23 protein-coding genes and 1 pseudogene are annotated in these 20311 nt (G+C 34.3%); 18 read left to right on the top strand and 6 right to left on the bottom strand.

What is annotated here, in order from left to right:
* The 9 genes from aroA to J3U24_RS01665 all read left to right on the top strand — a co-directional run bounded on the left by aroA (window position 1) and on the right by J3U24_RS01665 (window position 9386).
* Window positions 1-1281, top strand: a complete 1281-nt coding sequence (aroA, locus tag J3U24_RS01705) for a 3-phosphoshikimate 1-carboxyvinyltransferase (protein WP_267337525.1) — start codon at window positions 1-3, stop codon at window positions 1279-1281.
* Window position 1282: 1 nt separating this feature from the next.
* Window positions 1283-1963: a (d)CMP kinase gene (cmk, locus tag J3U24_RS01700; protein WP_065561942.1), complete on the top strand. Its 681-nt coding sequence runs from the start codon at window positions 1283-1285 to the stop codon at window positions 1961-1963.
* 120 nt (window positions 1964-2083) lie between these two features.
* Window positions 2084-3766, top strand: a complete 1683-nt coding sequence (gene rpsA, locus J3U24_RS01695) for a 30S ribosomal protein S1 (RefSeq protein WP_065561941.1) — start codon at window positions 2084-2086, stop codon at window positions 3764-3766.
* Between the two features lie 99 nt (window positions 3767-3865).
* On the top strand, window positions 3866-4156 hold the full coding sequence (ihfB, locus tag J3U24_RS01690; RefSeq protein ID WP_065561940.1) for an integration host factor subunit beta: 291 nt from the start codon (window positions 3866-3868) through the stop codon (window positions 4154-4156).
* Window positions 4157-4356: 200 nt separating this feature from the next.
* Window positions 4357-6654, top strand: a complete 2298-nt coding sequence (locus tag J3U24_RS01685) for a DNA internalization-related competence protein ComEC/Rec2 (RefSeq protein WP_267337526.1) — start codon at window positions 4357-4359, stop codon at window positions 6652-6654.
* Between the two features lie 67 nt (window positions 6655-6721).
* Window positions 6722-7735, top strand: a complete 1014-nt coding sequence (gene lpxK / locus J3U24_RS01680) for a tetraacyldisaccharide 4'-kinase (RefSeq protein ID WP_416380505.1) — start codon at window positions 6722-6724, stop codon at window positions 7733-7735.
* A complete protein-coding gene (locus J3U24_RS01675) occupies window positions 7732-7911 on the top strand; it encodes a Trm112 family protein (protein WP_220224904.1) in 180 nt (59 codons plus the stop codon). The genes lpxK and J3U24_RS01675 overlap by 4 nt, the downstream gene beginning before the upstream one ends.
* Window positions 7912-7931: 20 nt before the next feature.
* Complete coding sequence (gene kdsB / locus J3U24_RS01670; RefSeq protein WP_065734564.1) at window positions 7932-8696, top strand: 3-deoxy-manno-octulosonate cytidylyltransferase; 765 nt, start codon at window positions 7932-7934, stop codon at window positions 8694-8696.
* A complete protein-coding gene (locus J3U24_RS01665) occupies window positions 8697-9386 on the top strand; it encodes a DUF2461 domain-containing protein (RefSeq protein ID WP_416380502.1) in 690 nt (229 codons plus the stop codon). It begins immediately after the preceding gene.
* 25 nt (window positions 9387-9411) lie between these two features.
* Here the strand turns inward: J3U24_RS01665 and J3U24_RS01660 are convergent.
* Window positions 9412-10049: pseudogene (locus J3U24_RS01660) on the bottom strand (MarC family NAAT transporter).
* Window positions 10050-10162: 113 nt separating this feature from the next.
* On the bottom strand, window positions 10163-11050 hold the full coding sequence (locus J3U24_RS01655) for a DMT family transporter (protein ID WP_267337529.1): 888 nt from the start codon (window positions 11048-11050) through the stop codon (window positions 10163-10165).
* A 124-nt stretch (window positions 11051-11174) separates the two neighbouring features.
* Here J3U24_RS01655 and J3U24_RS01650 point away from each other — a divergent pair, with 124 nt between their 5' ends.
* Window positions 11175-11960 carry a helix-turn-helix domain-containing protein gene (locus J3U24_RS01650; RefSeq protein ID WP_267337530.1) on the top strand — a complete coding sequence of 262 codons (786 nt, stop codon included), beginning with the start codon at window positions 11175-11177 and terminating at the stop codon, window positions 11958-11960.
* A 99-nt stretch (window positions 11961-12059) separates the two neighbouring features.
* Here the strand turns inward: J3U24_RS01650 and ssb are convergent, their stop codons facing one another.
* Window positions 12060-12581 (bottom strand): single-stranded DNA-binding protein, encoded by a 522-nt coding sequence (gene ssb / locus J3U24_RS01645; protein WP_267337531.1) that lies wholly within the window; start codon window positions 12579-12581, stop codon window positions 12060-12062.
* Window positions 12582-12787: 206 nt separating this feature from the next.
* Between ssb and corA the strand changes: the two genes are divergently transcribed.
* From corA to J3U24_RS01625, 4 genes are all read left to right on the top strand, one after another.
* Window positions 12788-13729 carry a magnesium/cobalt transporter CorA gene (corA, locus tag J3U24_RS01640; protein ID WP_065734620.1) on the top strand — a complete coding sequence of 314 codons (942 nt, stop codon included), beginning with the start codon at window positions 12788-12790 and terminating at the stop codon, window positions 13727-13729.
* Window positions 13730-13916: 187 nt separating this feature from the next.
* Complete coding sequence (locus J3U24_RS01635; protein WP_065734559.1) at window positions 13917-14876, top strand: glucokinase; 960 nt, start codon at window positions 13917-13919, stop codon at window positions 14874-14876.
* Window positions 14877-14898: 22 nt separating this feature from the next.
* Complete coding sequence (locus J3U24_RS01630) at window positions 14899-15147, top strand: YcgL domain-containing protein (RefSeq protein WP_081299438.1); 249 nt, start codon at window positions 14899-14901, stop codon at window positions 15145-15147.
* Window positions 15144-15566 carry a YcgN family cysteine cluster protein gene (locus J3U24_RS01625; RefSeq protein WP_065561932.1) on the top strand — a complete coding sequence of 141 codons (423 nt, stop codon included), beginning with the start codon at window positions 15144-15146 and terminating at the stop codon, window positions 15564-15566. The genes J3U24_RS01630 and J3U24_RS01625 overlap by 4 nt, the downstream gene beginning before the upstream one ends.
* Window positions 15567-15593: 27 nt before the next feature.
* Here the strand turns inward: J3U24_RS01625 and J3U24_RS01620 are convergent, their stop codons facing one another.
* Both J3U24_RS01620 and J3U24_RS01615 read right to left on the bottom strand, forming a co-directional pair.
* Window positions 15594-16151 carry a YggT family protein gene (locus tag J3U24_RS01620; RefSeq protein ID WP_065734558.1) on the bottom strand — a complete coding sequence of 186 codons (558 nt, stop codon included), beginning with the start codon at window positions 16149-16151 and terminating at the stop codon, window positions 15594-15596.
* Between the two features lie 36 nt (window positions 16152-16187).
* A complete protein-coding gene (locus J3U24_RS01615; protein ID WP_065734557.1) occupies window positions 16188-16889 on the bottom strand; it encodes a YggS family pyridoxal phosphate-dependent enzyme in 702 nt (233 codons plus the stop codon).
* A 36-nt stretch (window positions 16890-16925) separates the two neighbouring features.
* Here J3U24_RS01615 and J3U24_RS01610 point away from each other — a divergent pair, with 36 nt between their 5' ends.
* The 4 genes from J3U24_RS01610 (at window position 16926) to J3U24_RS01595 (ending at window position 19769) form a co-directional block, all read left to right on the top strand.
* Window positions 16926-17864 (top strand): type IV pilus twitching motility protein PilT, encoded by a 939-nt coding sequence (locus J3U24_RS01610; RefSeq protein ID WP_267337553.1) that lies wholly within the window; start codon window positions 16926-16928, stop codon window positions 17862-17864.
* Window positions 17865-17972: 108 nt separating this feature from the next.
* Complete coding sequence (gene proC / locus J3U24_RS01605) at window positions 17973-18782, top strand: pyrroline-5-carboxylate reductase (protein ID WP_267337532.1); 810 nt, start codon at window positions 17973-17975, stop codon at window positions 18780-18782.
* A 293-nt stretch (window positions 18783-19075) separates the two neighbouring features.
* Window positions 19076-19285 (top strand): cold shock domain-containing protein, encoded by a 210-nt coding sequence (locus J3U24_RS01600; protein ID WP_034909833.1) that lies wholly within the window; start codon window positions 19076-19078, stop codon window positions 19283-19285.
* 202 nt (window positions 19286-19487) lie between these two features.
* Window positions 19488-19769 (top strand): DUF5339 domain-containing protein, encoded by a 282-nt coding sequence (locus J3U24_RS01595; protein ID WP_267330893.1) that lies wholly within the window; start codon window positions 19488-19490, stop codon window positions 19767-19769.
* Between the two features lie 19 nt (window positions 19770-19788).
* Here the strand turns inward: J3U24_RS01595 and J3U24_RS01590 are convergent, their stop codons facing one another.
* Window positions 19789-20259: a thermonuclease family protein gene (locus J3U24_RS01590; RefSeq protein WP_065561926.1), complete on the bottom strand. Its 471-nt coding sequence runs from the start codon at window positions 20257-20259 to the stop codon at window positions 19789-19791.
* Between the last annotated feature and the right edge of the window lie 52 nt (window positions 20260-20311).

Raw genomic sequence — 20311 nt, 5'->3', positions numbered from 1 at the left:
ATGTTATCTTTAACATTACAACCGATAAAAAAATTTAGTGGTACGATTAATCTACCTGGTTCTAAAAGTGTTTCAAATCGTGCCTTACTTTTGTCTGCACTTAGCAATGGTAAAACACGATTAACTAATTTACTTGATAGTGACGATGTGCGCTATATGCTTGATGCTTTAAAAGCTTTGGATATTAAATATCAATTATCAAGTGATCGAACAATTTGTGATATTGAAGGAGTAGGTGGCAAATTACACTCTACTCATCCATTAGAGCTATTTTTAGGTAATGCTGGGACCGCTATGCGTCCATTAGCCGCTGCGTTGTGTTTAGCTGATAACAATATTGTATTAACCGGCGAACCTCGTATGAAAGAGCGTCCAATTGGCCATTTGGTTGATGCTTTGCGTCAAGGTGGGGCTAAGATTGATTATCTTGAAAACGAAGGTTATCCACCATTACATATCCATGGTGGTTTTACCGGTGGAAAGATTGAGGTAAATGGTTCGGTATCAAGTCAGTTCTTAACCGCACTTTTAATGGCTGCACCGCTAGCTGCCAACGATACTGAAATTACTATTATTGGTGATCTGGTTTCTAAACCTTATATTGATATCACGATAAAAATGATGGAGATGTTTGGTGTTTCGGTTATTAATGAAAAATATCAAAAATTTATCATTAAAGCTAATCAAACTTATCAATCACCAGGCCATTATTTGGTTGAGGGTGATGCCTCTTCAGCCTCTTATTTTTTAGCTGCAGCAGCAATCAAAGGTGGCACCGTTCGCGTAACAGGTATTGGTAAAAAGAGTTTACAAGGCGATACCCAATTTGCACATGTGCTTGAAAAGATGGGCGCTAAAATCACTTGGGCTGATGATTATATTGAATGTACTCGCAATGAATTAAATGGCATTGATATGGATATGAACCATATACCTGATGCAGCAATGACCATTGCAACTACTGCGTTATTCGCTAAAGGTCCAACGACTATTCGAAATATTTACAATTGGCGTGTTAAAGAAACGGATCGCTTATCAGCAATGGCAACCGAGCTACGTAAAGTAGGTGCGACCGTTGAGGAAGGGGATGACTATATTACAATTATTCCTCCAATCAAATTAAATCATGCTGATATTAAAACTTACAATGACCATCGTATGGCAATGTGTTTTTCATTAGTTGCACTGTCTGATACTCCAGTCACAATTTTAGACCCAAAATGCACAATGAAAACCTTTCCTGATTATTTTGAACAATTTAAACGATTAAGCGAAATATAACATGACTAAAAATATTCCGGTTATTGCTGTTGATGGACCAAGTGGAGTTGGCAAGGGCACTTTGTGTCAAGCATTAGCGAATCATTTTAAGTGGCACCTTTTAGATTCTGGTGCAATTTATCGTGTGCTTGCACTTGCTGCTTTGAAACAAAATATTGCTTTAGATGATGCTAAACAATTAGCAACATTGGCTCTTAACCTGCCGCTTACGTTTGATACCAGTAGTGATGATGTGAAAGTTTTGTTAGATGATGTGGATGTTTCTCGCGAGATAAGAACAGAAGAGACTGGTGGAGCCGCTTCAAAAGTTGCGTCAATAAATGAAGTTAGAGTTGCTTTATTACAGCGACAACGTGACTTTAGACAGTTGCCAGGGCTAGTTGCTGATGGTCGTGATATGGGGACAGTGGTATTTACTGATGCCCCAGTTAAACTATTTCTTGATGCTAGTGCACAATCAAGGGCAGAAAGAAGAATGAAACAGTTGCAAGATAAGCAAATTCATGCTAAATTCGCCGAAATTTTGCAGGAGATAACCGCGCGAGATGAACGAGATCGTAATCGAGTTGTTGCGCCATTAAAGCCTGCGGTTGATGCACTAATAATTGATACAACATCGCTTTCAATTCAAGATGTTTTTAATCAATCTGTTATGTATATTAAAGAAAAACTTGCGCTGTAAGTTTATATTTAAACTTTGGCGTGAACCAAGCTCCATTACAAGGATGAGTGGAGTATCGTAAACAACCCCACAAGACATGAAGTAATGTGGACGTTAAATTAAACTTAAAGTAAATAAAATATGACTGAATCTTTTGCTCAACTCTTTGAAGAGTCTTTAAATCAACTAGACACTCGTTCTGGTAATATGATCCGTGGTACTGTCGTTGCAATCGACAAAGATGTTGTTTTAGTTGATGCTGGTTTAAAATCTGAATCAGCAATTCCAGTAGAGCAGTTTAAAAATGCCCAAGGCGAATTAGAAGTTCAAGTTGGCGACGTTGTTGACGTTGTTCTTGACTCAATTGAAGATGGCTTTGGTGAAACAATTTTATCTCGTGAAAAAGCTAAACGTCATGAAGCGTGGCTAACATTAGAGAAAGCAGTTGAAGATGCTGCAACCGTTTTAGGTGTTATCAATGGTAAAGTTAAAGGTGGCTTTACGGTTGATCTTAATGGCGTTCGTGCGTTCCTACCTGGTTCGCTTGTTGATGTTCGTCCATTACGCGATACTTCTCATATTGAAAATAGAGAAATCGAATTAAAAGTTATTAAATTAGATCAAAAACGCAACAACGTAGTTGTTTCTCGTCGTGCAGTAATTGAATCTGAAAATAGCGCAGAAAGAGAACAACTTCTTGAAAATCTACAAGAAGGTTCTGAAGTTAAAGGTATCATCAAAAATCTTACTGATTACGGTGCATTCGTTGATCTTGGTGGGGTTGATGGTTTACTTCATATCACTGATATGGCTTGGAAACGTGTTAAACACCCAAGTGAAGTGGTTGAAGTTGGTCAAGAATTACTTGTTAAAGTTCTTAAATTCGATAAAGATCGTTCACGTGTTTCTCTTGGCTTAAAACAATTAGGCGAAGATCCATGGGTTTCAATCGCTAAACGTTACCCAGAAGGTACTAAAGTAACTGGTAAAGTAACTAACTTAACTGATTACGGTTGTTTCGTAGAAATCGAAACTGGCGTTGAAGGTTTAGTTCACGTTTCTGAAATGGATTGGACTAACAAAAACATTCACCCATCTAAAGTGGTTAGCTTAGGTGATGAAGTTGAAGTTGTTGTTCTTGAAATTGATGAAGAACGTCGTCGTATTTCTCTTGGTCTTAAACAATGTAAACCAAATCCATGGTTACAATTTGCTGAAGCACACAATAAAGGTGATAAAGTTAGCGGTAAGATCAAATCAATCACTGACTTTGGTATCTTCATTGGTTTAGACGGTGGTATTGATGGTTTAGTTCATCTTTCTGATATTTCTTGGAATATGCCAGGTGAAGAAGCAGTTAAAGCTTATAAGAAAGGTGATGATATTGAAGCCGTTGTTTTACAAGTTGATGCTGAGCGTGAACGTATCTCATTAGGTATCAAACAACTTGAAGACGATCCATTCAGCAGTTTTGCATCTAACTTCAAAAAAGGATCAATTGTTAAAGGTAAAGTTACCGCTGTTGATGCTAAAGGTGCAACAATCGAGATTGCTGAAGGTATCGAAGGTTACTTAAAAGCACAAGATATTGCTCGTGAACGTGTTGAAGATGCAACTACTGCATTGAACGTTGGTGATGAAGTTGAAGCGAAGATTGTAAATATCGATCGTAAAACTCGTGCAATTTCTTTATCTATCCGTGCTAAAGATGAAGCTGATGAGAAAGAAGCACTTGCTGCTGTAAATAATACTGCACCTCAAGAAGATGCGTCATTTACTAACGCAATGGCTGAAGCATTCAAAGCTGCGTCAAAAACTGAGTAAAAAATATCTATTGAAAGAGTAAAGAGGGCTTGCCCTCTTTTTCTTTTGTGGTATAAAATGAATAAATTATATACTACATAAATTAAATTAGGAGTGACCATGAACAGATCCGATTTAGCTGAAAAAATAGTCAACTGGCGGGCACACCTTCCTGTGCAACTGGTTGATGATGCTGTTAGAGATATTATTGAGCAAATCGCATTAGCGATGGAGACTAACGATCGTGTTGAAATCCGCGGTTTTGGTAGTTTCAGCTTAAATTATCGTGCTCCACGTAAAGCAAGAAACCCTAGAACAGGTGGAAATGTTGAAGTTAAACACAAATATATTCCTCATTTCAAACCAGGGAAAGAGCTACGTGAACGCGTAAATAATGCAGCTAAAGCATAATTAAATTTAGTTAATAACAAAAAAGCCTTTGAGTAAAATCAAAGGCTTTTTTGTTATTGAATAAGTTATTTTCTTTAATATAAAAAGTGAAAGAGTTATCTGTAAATTGGAATAGAGATCTAATATTAATTATAAATTAACTTCAAAAAAGTCTGAGCATGTTAGATTGGCTGTTTAGTCAATATAAGAAGTAGAAGTTGATGCGGTGTTCAATAGATTTAATGGCAATAGCAATTTCATTAGGTAGCATTCCATTAATTTTTTTACCATCGTTACCCAATGATCAAGATTGGTATATTTTAGCTTTGATACTGATTATTTTAGCGGCTAAATTTCAACGTTATTTTACTTTTATCATCATCCTTGGATTAAGCTTTCTCTGGTCGACCGCTATAGCAAAGCAATATCTCTGTTCAATTGAACCTTATATTGACCAAACATTAGCAATAACGGCAAAAGTTGAAAGTATTAATACACAGGCTCCTGCTAAAATTCAAACCATGACTCCCCATTATGTAAAATTTTCAATTACCAATATTTCCGATCAACCTTTGCCTTCACCCATACCCGTCATTATCTATTGGGAACAACCCGAATTAATAAAAGCTGGACAAATTTGGCAATTAACCATAAAAACTAAAGTAGTCCATAGTTATTTAAATGAAGGAGGATTTGATAAACAACGATTTGCGATAGCCAATAAATCTTTATTAAAAGCCAAAGTCATCAAATCAGTTTTACTCGAGGATAAATCTAATTTTCGACAAATCGTTGCAGATAAATGCCTACCTTATATTAATTTATTTAGTTATCGAGATATTTTATTAGCACTTGGTTTTGGTGATCGCTCACAACTTGAAACTCATAATCGAATAACAATGATGCAAACAGGTGTTGCTCACTTAATGGCTATTTCTGGAATGCATATTCTATTAGTTTTTTATATTTGCTTTGGAATAACTAAAGGATTCGTTTTTTGCTTACCACAACGTTATATTTATTTCTTTCTACCGATTATAGTAGGTTGGTTGTGCAGTATAGGTTATACGTGGTTAACCGACTTTAATCCACCAGCATTACGAGCGATTTTTGCTTTATCGATTTGGATATATTTGCGTTATAAGAATAATCAAATAAGTGCATGGCAAAAAGTTAATCGTATTATTGCATTACTATTAATTATTGATCCGTTAATGATATTGTCCGAAAGTTTTTGGTTGTCTTGCTATGCTGTTGTTAGTTTAATTTTTTTGTTTGATTGGTTACCACTACCTAACGCGATGAAAAATAAAAAACGGTGGTATTTATTTAGGTTATTACATTTACAATTTGGTTTGACACTATTACTTCTACCAATCCAATTGTATGTTTTTCATGGTATAAGCGTTGTTTCACTGGTTGCTAACTTGATTGCTATTCCTATTATCTCTCTAATCACTTTCCCAGCAATTTTACTGGGACTAGTATTTAGTTTAATCAACTGCTTTTATCTTGCTTTATGGTTCTGGTTTGTTGCCCAATATTCGCTTGAATGGTTATTTCATTGTTTAGATTGTCTAAATTATATGTGGTTAACTATCTCAATTGATTTTTACTTTCTAAGCTTTATTGGTTGGTTAGCCTTTATAATAATAAGAGCAGCAGTTTGGCGAAGGTTTAGTTTTACACTTTTCATTATTTTGACGCTGGCTTTTTCTCCTTTCTATAAACAACCAGATTATCTTTGGCGAATGGATATGCTAGATGTTGGGCATGGTCTTGCTATTGTAATTCACAATGGTCAATCAGCTATTTTATATGATACGGGTGCAAAATGGGAAAACAGCTCAGCAGCAGAGCAAATTATTACTCCTTTTCTGCAATGGCATAACCTCCAGCTTGAAGGAATTATTATTAGCCATAGTCACAATGATCATATTGGAGGATTATCCTATTTACAACAACGTTATCCCAATGCCTGGCTTATGAGTTCATCTTTAAATTTACGCAATGATTATAATTGCTTAGCCAAGCATAATTTTTATTGGAAGCACTTAAATCTTAAAGTGCTATGGCCGACTAAATTAGTTGATAACACGGAAAATGCTGATTCGTGTGTAATACAACTTACTGATGGTCGATTTTCAGTGCTGTTAACCGGTGATTTAGAACGAAGGCAAGAGTATGATTTAGTTATGCAATATAAGAAAAATCTATCTTCAACAATATTACAAACTCCACATCATGGTAGTAATACTTCGTCAAGTTATCCATTTTTAAACTATGTTAATCCAGTTAATGCATTAACTTCAACCTCACGTTATAACCCTTGGCAACTCCCTTCAAATAAAATCACTGCTCGTTATAAAGAGTTAAATATCAATTATTTTGTTACAGGAAGAGAGGGGCAAATAAGTCTGTTTTTTTATCCTACTTCATGGCAGCAAAAAACGTTGCGACATGACATTAATCCAAGATGGTATCATGATTGGTTTGGTAGTTTACCGTTTTATGAGTAAAATAAGGGAAGTACTTTAAATTGGGTTACTAAAGGTTTAAAAATGATTGAAAATAGCGGGCGATATGATGATTGAAAAACTTTGGTATGGTAAAAATAAATCATTTTGGTTGCTACTGCCATTTTCATTATTATATGGAATTATTGCTTCCGTTCGTCGTCAACTATACAAACTTGGTGTATTAAAATCATGGCAGTCTCCTGTTCCAATTATTGTTATTGGAAATTTATCGGCGGGTGGTAATGGTAAAACGCCACTTGCCATTAGTTTAATTGAGGCGTTGAAATCTAAAGGATTAAAAGTAGGATTAGTTTCGCGAGGTTATGGTGGAAAATCTGATCACTATCCATTAGTCTTAGATGAACATACTGGAACTGAACAAGCCGGTGACGAGCCTGTATTAATTTTTCAGCGAACCCATATACCGGTAGCAGTCGCGCCAAAACGAGTTGACGCAGTTAAAGCGTTATTAGAATCTTATCAATTGGATGTGATTTTAACCGATGATGGTCTACAGCATTATGCTTTAGCTCGTGATATTGAAATTGTTGTGGTAGATGGGAAACGCCAATTTGGTAATGGTTGGTGGATACCGGCTGGACCTATGCGAGAAAGAAGAGAAAGATTAAAATCGGTTAATTTAATTATTATCAATGGCGATAGTACAGGTGATATAGTAAATCAATTTCCAGATAAAACCTTCACCATGCAATTATTACCTGGTCATGTAGTAAATCTCTTAACTAACCAACAATGTGAATTGTCATCACTTCATCATATTTGTGCAATTGCAGGTATCAGTAATCCAAAGCGTTTTTTTGATATGCTAATTAAAATGAAAGCTGATTTAGTTCATACAGAATCTTTTGCTGATCACCAAAATTTTACGCTTCCGTTATTAGAGAAAGTAGTGGAAAATAATCAAACACTTTTAATGACTGAAAAAGATGCAGTAAAATGTCGTCAATTTGCATTACCTAACTGGTGGTATTTACCCATTGATGCAGTAATACCAAATCAAGCTATTGAAAAGATTTATTCAATGTTTGTAGAAAAAAAATCACTAAGAGAAAAAAAATGATTCTATTAAGCGCTATTGCTTGTCCTATATGCCATGGTCAATTGGAGTATGATAAGCAAAATCAACAATTAATTTGCCAAAAAGATCGGCTGGTTTACCCGATTAAAGATGGTATTCCAGTTTTATTAGCAAGCGAAGCAAAGCAATTAGTTCCATCTCATTGTGATAAAGAATAAAAAAGTTTAGAGGTAATTTTATGAGTTTTACGGTAATTATTCCTGCAAGATATGCTTCAAGTCGTTTGCCAGGAAAACCGCTTGCAGATATTCATGGCAAACCAATGATAATTCGAGTTATGGAGCAGGCTAAAAAATCGTCAGCTAATCGAGTAATCATTGCAACGGATAACCAACAAGTATTTGATGTAGTCAAAAGCTATAATGGTGAAGTAATTCTCACTAGCGATAAGCATAATTCCGGTACAGAACGGTTAGCGGAAGTAATTGATAGTTACAAATTTGCTGATGATGAAGTTATCGTTAATGTTCAAGGTGATGAGCCTTTGATTCCCCCAGTTATTATTGATCAGGTAGCCGAAAATCTAGTGAAATTCAAAACTGGCATGGCAACGTTAGCTGTTCCTATTGATAGCGTTGAAGAGGCGTTCAATACGGGAGCAGTAAAAGTCGTGACAGATAAAGATGGTTATGCACTTTATTTTTCAAGAGCGACTATTCCTTGGGAGCGAGACCGTTTTGCTAATTTAAATGAGCAAGGTAAGGTAGATCAAATTGGCGATTTTTATTTACGTCATATAGGAATTTATGCTTATCGAGCTGGTTTTATTAGGCAGTATATAAAATGGGCACCTTCGGCATTAGAGTCAATTGAAATGTTAGAACAACTGCGTGTACTTTGGTATGGTGAAAAAATTCATGTCGCTGTAGCTAAACAACCTCCAGCAATTGGTGTCGATACTCAAGAAGATTTAGAAAAAGTAAGAACATTATTTAAGGAGTAGATGATGGCAACGTTTACAGGTTTTACTCAGGCAGGATTAAACTTTTTACAAGATGCATGGATTAATAATAGTAAGGCTTGGTTTGATGAGCACCGAGCTATTTATGACAATGATTTAGTAAAACCTTTTAGATTATTAGTTGAGCAGTTAACGCCAGCTATGCTAAAAATCGATGAGTGGTTTGAAACGCGTCCCGCTATTGGTAAAACCATATCTCGTATTCATCGTGACACTCGATTCTCAAAAGACAAATCGTTATATCGTAGCCGACTATGGTTAACTTTCAAACGCCCAAATCGTGATTGGAAAGAGGCGCCAGCCTATTTTTTTGAAATCAGTCCAGATTGTTATCGTTACGGATTAGGTTATTATTGTGCATCGAAACAGACTATGGATATATTTCGTGAAGAAATTTTAAATGATACCGAAAAATTTCTAAAAGTTATTCGCTGTGTTAAAAAGCCATTTGAATTAGTTGGTGAGTCTTACAAAAGACCTTTAATCAAAGATGAAAAAATATCGACATGGTACAACCGAAAAAGTCTTGCCGTGATGGTAACCAATAATCATATTGAAGATGTATTAGATGGTAATTTAGCTGATAAACTTGCTAAAGGTTTTAAACAACTATTACCACTATATGATTATTTAATGCGGGTTGAAATGATTAAAAACATTCCAAATCTGTAAAATAGATATTAAAAAATAGCGCTCCTCAAATATTTTGAAAGCTTAAAATTAATTCTTTAACACCATTTATAATAAACTGGGCACCCACACAAACTAATAAAAAGCCCATAATTTTTGAAGTGGCTTCAATGCCACTTTTTCCCATAAACCGCATTATGCTGCCTGCACTACGTATACAGAACCATAAAATAATACATAATAGTAATGGAATAGATGATGCATAAACTACCCAAGTTGATACGTTATACCCACCACTTTTCACAGTTGAAGACATACTGATAATCATCGCAATGGTTCGTGGGCCAGCGGTGCTTGGCATAGCTAGGGGAACAAATGCAATATTATTTTAAATTTCTTTTTTCTTCTCATCAGCTTCTAACGTTTTGTGAGAGAGTTGTTGAGGAAATAGCATTCTAAAACCAATGATACCAACAATCATTCCGCTAGCGATACGTAATCCAGGAATAGAGATGCCGAATGTACTTATTACTAATTGGCCACAATAACGCGACACACTCATAATGATAAAGACATAAATACAAGTCATTTTTGATTGGTAATCTTCATTGGTCATATTGCTTGATAGACCTAATAGTAATACAACGGTAGTCAATGGAATGGTATAAACAGAATCAAACCAACAGTTTGTATAAGTTCCAGCATAAAATGAATCTAAATCATAATAATAGTTTAAATTAGGTATATATGAAATATAAAAAAAAGATACATCAACCAACAGTTGATAATTAATATCATCGTTGCTAAACACGGCTTAATTAATCACTTTCATTAGATGCTTTTTTAAATAATGGTGATTTTAGGTTTTGAGCTAATATCACGCCAATTATTGACATACCTCCACCAATTATATGGTAGCTATAGAGTGTTTCATGCAAAAATATTATTGAGATTATAGCGGTAATAAATGGAGTTAAATTTAAGAAGAGGGCAGTTTTATTTGCGCCAAGTTTTTTTATACCCATTATCCAAACAAATGGTGCAATTATAGAAGCTGGAATGCCTGCGTAAAGGACTAACCCAACATTATCCGAATTTATAGTTATATTATCGCTTAATAAAAAACCGGGTAATAAAGCTAATGTACCAAAAATAATTTGGACATAAACTGACTGCCAATTGGTTATAGGCATAGCCCATTTTTTAGTTAACACACCATAAAGTGCATAAGATAGTGCCGCCAATAACATCATTATCTCGCCTTTACCAATACCAAGTTTGAGCAACGGATGACCTCCACTAATCAGCCAAATTAATCCCATGAAAGATAAAATACTACCAATTAGCACGCCTTGGGTGGGTATTACTTTTAAAATAAATAGGCTTAATATAATGGTTAATAATGGAATTATTGACATAATAATTCCCATAGTTAATACACTAATAGTTGCAGCAGCATAATAAGCCAGGCATTGATATGAAGCCATACCAAGTAGACCTAGCACCATTAATTTAAAAACATGTGGGAAGATTTGCTGTAAATTTTTAGTAATACCTTTTAGCAAAAATGGGGTTAATAAAATGAGAGCGAGAAGCCAGCGATAAAATGAGATAACTGCCGGATCAATCACGCCAACAGATAATTTATTGATAGCGGCATTGCCTGCCCAAATAAATACTGCAATAAATGGGTATAAATAAGCCATATATTTTTTGATAAATCAACGAGTAGAAAAATAAATCTAGTTTATCTTGTCTTATTTAATAAATATTTCTTTAATCAGACAAAATGATCTAATATAAGACAAAATTTATTCTATTTAACTATTTATGAATGTCAAAAAACAATCAATTTTAACTACTTCTAATCTAAAACCATTACTCTTTTTCCATCATGAATCGTTCAATGCTGATACTGAATATTCATCACATCATCATCCTTGGGGACAGGTTATTTGTGTAAAGTCAGGAATTTTTGTTTTAACGGTTAAAGATCAACGTTATTTGGCGCCATCGGGTTTCGCATTATGGATTCCACCCTATACCGAACATGCTTGTTTTAATAAAAAATCTGCATGGTTTCGTACAATTAATATTAATAGTTATCAAGCGATGCCTAAAAATACTTGTTTGCTTAACTTGAGTAAGCTTAGCCAAGCTATTATTGATTCCTTTTTTGACCGAAATATTGTAGAACCAGAAAGTGAGCAAGATCTGAGGTTAGGGCAAGTATTGATTGATCAGATTTCAGCAGAACCTTACCATAATATGTATCTACCCAATACTAAAGATAAATACTTAGCCCCGATTTTAAATGAGTTGGAACGTAATCCTGCTGATAATAAGACACTGGCACAATGGGCTAAAAAAGTTTTTAGTACAGAACGAACTCTTGCAAGGCGTTGCCAGCAAGAATTAGGTATGTCATTTAGTATGTGGCGACAGCGACTACGGTTTTTATATAGTATTTCGCTTTTAGAACAAGGAAAATCGATACAAGACATCGCGTTTTCTGTTGGTTATAGTTCAGTATCGGCTTTTATTACTATGTTTAAAAATATTTCAGGTGTTACGCCAGAGCTTTATCGTTCTAATACCGGCTATAAGAAAAGCTAGGTACAATAGGTGGGGGATTTTTGAAGAAGATTGTAAAAATGCTATTTGAAAAAGGCGTAATTTATACGCCTATATAATAATGAATCGAATAAATAACGATTAAAATGGAATATCGTCATCGAAATCCATTGGAGGTTCAGGCATAGCTGGTTGACTTGCTGGTGCAGTTGATGAAGCACGAGGTGCTGTAGGAGTAGTTGGCGCAGAGGATGTATTATTTGCACTTTGTCCCCAACTTTTTGAACCTTCATTATAAGAGTCATTATTAGGGCGGTTACCTAAAATTTGCAATACGCCACCAATAGGGTTGATAACAACTTCTGTAGTGTAACGATCTTGACCTGATTGGTCTTGCCATTTACGAGTTTGTAGTTGCCCTTCAATATAAACTAGTGTTCCTTTTTTAATGTATTCACCAGTAATTTCAGCTAATTTACCAAATACGACAATTCGATGCCATTCTGTTTTTTCTCGATTTTCGCCAGTTTGCTTGTCTTTCCAAGTTTCTGATGTAGCAACATTAAAATTTGCGACAGTATTACCAGTTGACATGACACGTACTTCTGGATCTTGACCTAAATTACCAACTAAAATGACTTTATTAATTCCTCGGGTTGCCATTATAAACTCCTAACAATTGCATAGATATATAATTGCGCTATTGTAACATGAGACTGAAATAACATCACCGAATTTAATTTAAATTTGGAAGTTTGTATCCAAATTTTAAAAATTCAGAAAGATTGGCTTAGACATAGGAATTTTTGCCTATAACGAGTATAATGCCACCCATTTCATATCTTAAACATTTTTCTGCTGGAGGCCTTATGATTAATGCGTTTGGATTAAAAAACAAACAATTAGTAAAAATTAATGAAGGCGATATAAAGAATGCGACTTGGATTGACTTGATCGAGCCGGAAGAAGCTGATCGTGAATTCATCCTGACCAATTTAGGTCAAAATTTAGCAACAAGTATCGAATTAGACGATATTGAAGCATCAGCTCGTTTTTTCGAAGATAATGAAGGACTACATGTTCACTCCTTCTTTTTTTATGAAGATGCAGAAGATCGCGCCGGTAACTCTACCGTCGCTTTTACCGTGCATAATGGACGTTTATTTACACTGCGTGAACGCGATTTACCTGCATTTCGACTATACCGAATGCGTTCTCGTTATCAGGGAATGAATGATGGAAATCCGTATGAAGTTTTATTAGATTTATTTGAAGTTAAAGTTGAACAATTAGCCGATCAAATTGAAAATATTTATAGTGAGCTAGAAGAATTGAGCTTAATTATTATGGATCGTTCCGCTCAAGAGCATTATGATGAAGCGATTACTTCCTTAGCTGAGCTCGAAGATACGGCGTGGAAAGTACGCCTCTGTTTAATGGATAGTCAGCGTGCGGTTAACTATTTAGTTCGTCGTGCTAAGATGCCTGTTGAACAGTTAGAACAAGCGAGAGAAGTTATTCGAGATATTGAATCATTGGTACCCCATAATGAGTCATTATTCCAAAAGGTTAACTTTTTAATGCAAGCAGCTACTAGCTTTATAAATATTGAACAAAGCAGAATAATTAAGATTTTCTCGGTTGTTTCTGTGGTATTTTTACCGCCAACAGTAGTTGCATCAGCATATGGTATGAACTTTGAAAATATGCCTGAGTTAAAATGGGAATATGGATATCCATTATCTTTATTGTTGATGTTAATAGCAGGGGTCGCTCCTTACATTTACTTTAAACTCAAAAAATGGCTTTAGTGGTTATTTTCCTTTCAACTTTTTAAAAATTACCCGCTAACAATTTTGTTAGCGGTAATAGTAAATTCTGTTAAAGCAATCTAGTTAAATCATTATAAATAGTCCATAATATTGCCAGTTTTATTTTTAATATTTATTGAACTATTGTTCATATAGAAAGATTTTATTTTTAGAAAAAGGGAATAACATGAGTCAATATGCACTAGTTACCGATATTGGTGGAACCAACGCTCGTTTTGCACTTTATGATTTAGCAACTAATGAATTATCCGCAATAACTAAAATCCTCATTTCAAAAGATGATGTACTACTTGAATTAATTAAAAACTATTTGAAATCCCAAGCGGTAACAGTGGATATGGCTTGCATTGCCATAGCTTGCCCAATCAATGAAAGTGATTTGATTGAAATGACTAATAATAATTTGTCGTTTTCTCGTTCAGAACTTATCAAAGAACTTAAACTAACTAAGTTAGAAGTAATTAATGACTTTACTGCAGTTTCAACATCTATTCCTCAATTATCCGCGCAAGATGTGGTTAAAATTGGTGGTGAGGAGCCGAATCTTGATTATCCAATAGCAATCTATGGTGCCGGAACGGGTTTAGGGGTTTCTCATTTAGTTAAAGTTAATGGTCATTGGATTAGCCTATCAGGCGAGGGTGGTCATACAGAATTACCTATGGTTAATGAACAAGAAGATCGAATTTTAGCTCAGTTAAGAAAAAAATTTGGTCGAGTTTCTTCAGAGCGTTTTTTATCGGGTAATGGTATTGTTAATATCTATCAAGCTTTGTTACAGATCAATAATCAACCAGTTGAAGATATCACGCCAGATATTATTGTGAATAAAGCATTATCAAATAGTTGCCCAATTTGCTCAGAAACATTAACTCATTTTTGTACTTTTATGGGACGATTTGGGGGTAATTTAGCCTTAACACTTAATACTCAAGGCGGTGTGTATATTGCTGGCGGTATTGTGCCTAGATTTATAGAATTTTTTAAATCATCACCATTTAGAGAAGCATTTGAACATAAAGGTCGTATGTCTTATTTAGTTAAAAAAATTCCTGTTTATGTGATTACTCATAAAGATCCGGGATTATTTGGTGCAGGTGTCTATTTGCAAAATAGCCTGAGATAATTGAGAAATAGGATTTTAGTTTATGATGTGGTGTTATATTTATAGAAGCACAAAAAAAGAAAATTGTTATCTCTATATGGAAAAAGAGAACGATTTCTCTCCAATTCCTGAAAAAATTATGTCAATTTTTGGCACGCCAGCTTTTGTCATGAAAGTCTTACTCGATGGTAAACGGCGTTTTGTGGTAGGAACAGCACAGGAAATTGAGGAAAAAATTAAAGCGGATGGATTTTTCTTACAAATGTTAAATGAAGACGATTTTAAAGTATGATTGAACCATTTTGGGAATATAAAACTTTAGATCAAATGAGTGATGACGAGTGGGAACAACTATGCGATGGTTGTGGCCAATGTTGCCTAAATAAATTACAGGACGAGGATACTGACGAAATACTGTATACCAATGTTGCATGTAATTTGCTTGATTCAAATACTTGCCAGTGCAGACATTACCACAACCGTTTTAAATATGAGCCTGATTGCATCAAGCTAACAAGAGAAAATTTACTGACAATTGAGTGGTTACCAGCAACTTGCGCTTATCGTTATTTTTCAGAAACAGGGCAGTTACCGCAATGGCATCCATTAATTGTTGGAAATAAAAAGTTAATGCACAAATTAAAAATATCAGTCAAAAATCGAATTGTGTATGAAAAAGATGTGATTTGTTGGGAAGATCATATTATTTAAAAAGAGAGCCTAGGCTCTCTTTTATTTTTATAGTATAAGCCATAAATTTCCAAGAAAATCGACAGCTAATAAGTTTAAAAACATTAATATAAAAACAAATATCATAAATGAAATATCAATCATACCTAATGGCGGTATAATGCGCCGAATAGGTGCAATAAGTGGTTCTGTTAATTGAGCAAGTAATTCATCAGTATAAGATTGTCCACGACTAACCCAACTTAAAATAGCTCTAAATAATAATAACCAAAAAATGAGGTGTCCAATCGCATGAGCCATTGCAGCCAAGGCGAATAATAGGTAATAAGGGCTAAACAACGGTGCGTTATATCCCTCAAAACGGAAAATAAACATAATTTTTAGTAATGCAACTGCATAAAAAAGAATCCATGTCGCCGTGTCGATACGACCAATAGATGGAATAAGTTTTCGCATTGGACCAATAATCGGTTGGGTAATACGAACAATAAATTGAGTAAAGGGATTATGAAAATTTACTCGCGCATACTGCATCCACAAACGTAGAATAAGTATGTATAAGCAAATAGTGAAAATAGCCCTTCCTAAGAAGATTAACGAAATCATTTAATACTCCTAAAATCTAAAATGATCTGCAATATATCACACATATTGCCGTGCACCAAAGATTGCACTACCAATGCGAACCATTGTACTGCCTGCAACAATAGCTGCTTTCATATCGCCTGACATGCCCATTGATAATGTATCTAAAAAAGGATAATCCGTTTTCAATGATTCTAAAAGCTGAGTCATCTGTTCAAATACCTCAAGTTGTTTGGCATAATCATTTTCTATCTCGGGGATGGCCATAAGGCCACGTAACCTTAAATTAGGTAATGTAATTATCTGCTTAACTAAATCGGCGACTTCATCTACTGCAATTCCAGATTTACTCTCTTCATTACTAATATTTACCTGAATAAGAACATTTAACTTATCCATATCTGTAGGTCGCTGATCATTTAAACGCTGAGCAATTTTGAAACGTTCAATGGTGTGCATCCAATCAAAATTTTCAGCAACTAGCTTAGTTTTATTTGATTGCAATGGCCCGATAAAATGCCAAGTAATCGGGGTATTTGGCATATTTTTATTAAAGTAAGCAATCTTTTCAACACCTTCTTGAACATAATTTTCACCAAAGGCTAATTGGCCTGCATCAATTGCTTGAGCGATTAATGTGACCGGCTTGGTTTTACTTACTGCAATAAGTTCAATTGTATTGGGATTTCGATCGCAATCTAAGGCAATTTTATGTATTTCATTTTTAATCTTGATTAAATTGTCATGTACTGTATTCATATTAATTCCCAATAAACTAATGGATAGTGAGTGAAAATGATAAATTCAATGTTGGCTTTTAGTGTAACGCAAAAAGCTTCTGATTTGCATCTTTCTAGTGGTGAAAAACCGTGGATTCGTATTGATGGTGAGCTAAAACCTATTGCACAAGATAAATTATCGCCACAAAAACTTGAAATTGATTTATTTAATCTATTAAATGACGATCAAAAGGGGCTATTACAGCAGCATCAACAAATTGATTTTGGTTATCATCTTGAAGATATAGGCCGTTTTAGGGTAAATATTTTTTATCAAAAACGTGGTATTTCAGCCGTATTTCGAATTATTAAGCAACAAATACCAAGCTTAACTGATATTCAGGCTCCTGATGTACTAAATGAATTAGCAAAAGCAGAATCTGGAATTATCTTAGTTACTGGCGCAACAGGTAGCGGAAAATCAACAACTTTAGCTGCATTAATTGATCATATAAATCAGACGTTAGCTAAACATATTATCACATTAGAAGACCCTATTGAGTTCATTTATCAAAGTGATAAATCACTTATCCAACAACGCGAAATTAACCATTTTGGTGATGCAATTGATAGTTTATTAAGGCAAGATCCAGATATCATTTTATTGGGTGAATTACGCAATAAACAGACCATTCAAGCTGCATTAACTATTGCTGAAACCGGCCATTTAGTTCTTGCAACATTGCACACTCGTACTGCAATACAGACAATCAACCGTATTATTGATGTCTTTGAAGAGGGAACACGTGCATTAATTCGTACTCAGCTATCAAATAGTTTAAAAGCGATAGTCTGTCAAAAATTAATACCTTATAAACAAAGTCGAAAAGCTATTTTTGAAGTTCTGATCAACACCACAGCCGTCAGCAATTTGATCAACGAGGGTAAAACAAGGCAGATATTATCATTAATGCAAACAGGTCAACAAGTTGGTATGCAATTAATGATTGATTAAGTTAAATAGTAAAAATTTCGTCTTCTTTTTATTCGTAAATTTTATAAGTTTTATTCAAAAATTTATTTTATAATCTTTATAGTATTTCATTCATAAAGGTATAAACAAATGGAACAGCGTATAGGTCTTATCGGTATTGGTAATATGGGTAATGCCATTTTACAAGGTATTTTAGCAAGTAATATTGTGCCGGGAACGCAAATTTACGTTTATGATCCTCATCCCGAAAAGGGCCAAGCACTTAATCAAACGCATTCAATAAATAATTTAGGATCGGCAAAAGATGTTGCACGAGAATCAGATATTGTTTTCATAGCAGTTAAACCCAATGTTATTGTGGATGTATTAAATGATATTCAAAAAGAGTTAAAAAAAGATACCATTGTCATCTCGATTGCCGCCGGTGTAACGATTAAAACTATTGCGCAATGTGTAGGCTATGAACAAAAAATTGTTAGAGTTATGCCAAATACTCCAGCTTTAGTTAATGCCGCTATGTGTTCTATCACACCTAATACAGAAATTACTGATCAAGAATTAACAATTGTTGAAACTTTATTAAATTGTATTGGTGAAACAGAAGTTGTACCTGAATACTTAATTGATGCCGTAGTTGGGGCAAGTGGCTCTTCTCCTGCATTTGTATTTATGTTCATTGAAGCATTGGCTGATGGTGCAGTTAAAGGTGGCTTATCTAGAAAACAAGCTTACAAATTTGCGGCACAAACAGTGATGGGTTCAGCTAAATTATTGCTGGAGACAGGAAAACATCCAGGTGAATTAAAAGATATGGTTTGTTCACCAGCGGGTACTACAATTGAAGGCGTGCAAGTACTTGAGGAAAAAGGCTTTCGAGCAGCTATCATTGACGCAGTAGAGGCTTCAATTCAAAAATCCAAAGATTTGTCAAAAAATTAAAGATTGTTAACATGAACAATAACAAATAGTTATTGTTCATTTCATTTTTAATTGTAAATAATAGCAAATCATTGCTTGTATTAGTCATCTATTTATGAGTTAATAGTCACCAGCATATTACATGCAGATATATTTTGTAACATTTAGATTTATGCAGTTTGTAGTTTACTTTAATCACATTTGTATTAGTTCTCTTCAGTCTTCTCTTCTGTTTGTTAATAAGTAGTCTAGGTTTTATGTTCTAATGTTTCGCCTTTGATGGCTGTAATTAATTTATTTATAGGAAGATTTTTATGTCTAAAAAAACTGGTCAAGTTAAATGGTTCAATGAAAGTAAAGGTTTTGGTTTTATTTCACCTGCTGATGGAAGTAAAGATGTGTTTGTTCATTTTTCTGCAATCTCTGGCGATGGATTTAAAACTTTAGGCGAAGGCCAACAAGTTGAGTTCTCTATCCAAGATAGTCCTCGTGGCCCTGCTGCTGCTGATGTTACAATTATCTAATTTGTAATTTTTAAATTATCTTATCGATATTGGTTATTGATAAGATTTTTCATATTATCTTATCAGTATTAATTATTGATAAGATTTTTTACATTTAATTAATAGACTTTCTTTACCAATTCTTATATTATCCCTTCAAAGTAATTCAGTAATAAACATACTTTTATGTTCTAAATATTTATAATTTTAAGGAAAAGAAACAATGAAAAAATTAGTATTATCTGTTGCATTATTAGGTTTATCTTCTGTTGCTATGGCTGAGTTATCAGAATCTTGCAAAACTTACTTTGAAAAAGTTGATAGCTTTATTAAATCTATTCCTGATGATGCTGCTACTAAACAACAAACAGACATGATCAAACAAAACTTAGAAACAGCTAAACAACAAATTTCTGCAATGCCTACTGCAAATCAAGAAGAAGGCTGTAAACAAGCAACTGAAGTATTAAAACAACTAGAAGCTTCAGTCCCAGCTAAAAAATAAAGTCATTGTTTAGACGCTATTATTTCTTACGATAGCGAAAATCCCAAGGGGCTATTGGATGTTTATCTTTCCATAGTCCTTTTTTGTTTTGTTTAGCTTTTAATTCGAGTTTCACCATATTCTTATTACTAGCAACCCCTTTGAAGCGGTAAGCCCACGCAAAGCCATTTTCCACCATCTTAGCATTAATGTTGACTTGTTTGAGATAGATGACGCCTAATGTCCGTTGATAAATATCCTTTTTATTTTCTTTAACATAAACTGTTTTACCCGCAATCAACGATGCTAAGTATTTTCTTGATGCATTACCATATGCTTGGTGTCTTTCTGGAGCATCTATATCGAGTAACCGGACACGAATTTTTTTATTTGTTAATATATCAACGGTATCACCATCAATTACTTTTACAACTTTACCATTAAAGTCTGCTTGTGCTTGACCGATTACAACAAATAAGAGGATTAGGAGAGATTTTCTTAAAAAATACATTACGGATTGTTTCTTAAAATAGTAGCGTAAAAAAAGCTACTCCTTGCTAATT

Origin of the sequence: Gilliamella sp. B2785 (assembly GCF_026537005.1) — a bacterium.
In the GTDB taxonomy this organism is placed as follows: Bacteria; Pseudomonadota; Gammaproteobacteria; order Enterobacterales; family Orbaceae; genus Gilliamella; species Gilliamella apicola_E.
The sequence above is the reverse complement of the archived record's forward strand: the minus strand, read 5'-3'. Positions and strand labels throughout refer to the sequence as shown.

Coding starts and splice junctions, on each gene's coding strand:
- aroA (WP_267337525.1), top strand. CDS start 1: ATGTTATCTTTAACATTACAACCGATAAAAAAATTTAGTGGTACGATT.
- cmk (WP_065561942.1), top strand. CDS start 1,283: ATGACTAAAAATATTCCGGTTATTGCTGTTGATGGACCAAGTGGAGTT.
- rpsA (WP_065561941.1), top strand. CDS start 2,084: ATGACTGAATCTTTTGCTCAACTCTTTGAAGAGTCTTTAAATCAACTA.
- ihfB (WP_065561940.1), top strand. CDS start 3,866: ATGAACAGATCCGATTTAGCTGAAAAAATAGTCAACTGGCGGGCACAC.
- J3U24_RS01685 (WP_267337526.1), top strand. CDS start 4,357: ATGCGGTGTTCAATAGATTTAATGGCAATAGCAATTTCATTAGGTAGC.
- lpxK (WP_416380505.1), top strand. CDS start 6,722: ATGATTGAAAAACTTTGGTATGGTAAAAATAAATCATTTTGGTTGCTA.
- J3U24_RS01675 (WP_220224904.1), top strand. CDS start 7,732: ATGATTCTATTAAGCGCTATTGCTTGTCCTATATGCCATGGTCAATTG.
- kdsB (WP_065734564.1), top strand. CDS start 7,932: ATGAGTTTTACGGTAATTATTCCTGCAAGATATGCTTCAAGTCGTTTG.
- J3U24_RS01665 (WP_416380502.1), top strand. CDS start 8,697: ATGATGGCAACGTTTACAGGTTTTACTCAGGCAGGATTAAACTTTTTA.
- J3U24_RS01655 (WP_267337529.1), bottom strand. CDS start 11,050: ATGGCTTATTTATACCCATTTATTGCAGTATTTATTTGGGCAGGCAAT.
- J3U24_RS01650 (WP_267337530.1), top strand. CDS start 11,175: ATGAATGTCAAAAAACAATCAATTTTAACTACTTCTAATCTAAAACCA.
- ssb (WP_267337531.1), bottom strand. CDS start 12,581: ATGGCAACCCGAGGAATTAATAAAGTCATTTTAGTTGGTAATTTAGGT.
- corA (WP_065734620.1), top strand. CDS start 12,788: ATGATTAATGCGTTTGGATTAAAAAACAAACAATTAGTAAAAATTAAT.
- J3U24_RS01635 (WP_065734559.1), top strand. CDS start 13,917: ATGAGTCAATATGCACTAGTTACCGATATTGGTGGAACCAACGCTCGT.
- J3U24_RS01630 (WP_081299438.1), top strand. CDS start 14,899: ATGATGTGGTGTTATATTTATAGAAGCACAAAAAAAGAAAATTGTTAT.
- J3U24_RS01625 (WP_065561932.1), top strand. CDS start 15,144: ATGATTGAACCATTTTGGGAATATAAAACTTTAGATCAAATGAGTGAT.
- J3U24_RS01620 (WP_065734558.1), bottom strand. CDS start 16,151: ATGATTTCGTTAATCTTCTTAGGAAGGGCTATTTTCACTATTTGCTTA.
- J3U24_RS01615 (WP_065734557.1), bottom strand. CDS start 16,889: ATGAATACAGTACATGACAATTTAATCAAGATTAAAAATGAAATACAT.
- J3U24_RS01610 (WP_267337553.1), top strand. CDS start 16,926: ATGATAAATTCAATGTTGGCTTTTAGTGTAACGCAAAAAGCTTCTGAT.
- proC (WP_267337532.1), top strand. CDS start 17,973: ATGGAACAGCGTATAGGTCTTATCGGTATTGGTAATATGGGTAATGCC.
- J3U24_RS01600 (WP_034909833.1), top strand. CDS start 19,076: ATGTCTAAAAAAACTGGTCAAGTTAAATGGTTCAATGAAAGTAAAGGT.
- J3U24_RS01595 (WP_267330893.1), top strand. CDS start 19,488: ATGAAAAAATTAGTATTATCTGTTGCATTATTAGGTTTATCTTCTGTT.
- J3U24_RS01590 (WP_065561926.1), bottom strand. CDS start 20,259: ATGTATTTTTTAAGAAAATCTCTCCTAATCCTCTTATTTGTTGTAATC.